The sequence below is a fragment of the Aeromonas sp. 62-46 genome, from assembly GCF_001898585.1.
Taxonomy (GTDB): domain Bacteria; phylum Pseudomonadota; class Gammaproteobacteria; order Enterobacterales; family Aeromonadaceae; genus Aeromonas; species Aeromonas caviae.
The window spans coordinates 123,707-124,120 of sequence record NZ_MKUI01000019.1 but is presented as its reverse complement, the minus strand read 5'-3'; positions in this window follow the sequence as shown (position 1 = coordinate 124,120).

Genomic DNA, 414 nt, shown 5'->3' with positions numbered 1-414 from the left:
ACCGACTGGCTTGTTTGCGTTGCCGCTTGCCCTGTCGATGGAGGCGCATTATAGGGAGCGAATTCGTTCTGGCAACCCCTCCCCTGCAATAAAATTGCAAAAATCGGCACTTTTTTAGTTATTCATATCCAAGCACAGCTTTTATACAAACTTATCCACAGAAACAAGCCTTCAACGGCACTATAACAGCCACACGCCATGACTCGCGGCCTGCTTAATACGCCAGATGAACAATGACATTGCCCCACTCTGGGCTATGTAACACGAACCGCTGTCGTTCAGGCAGAGATAAAGACTTAATCATAGAGACTATTGAAGAATCATCGCTCACTTACAAAGTAAGGCAGTAGAGGCAGTAGAGGCAGTAGAGGCAGTAGAGGCAGTAGAGGCAGTAGAGGCAGTAGAGGCAGTAGA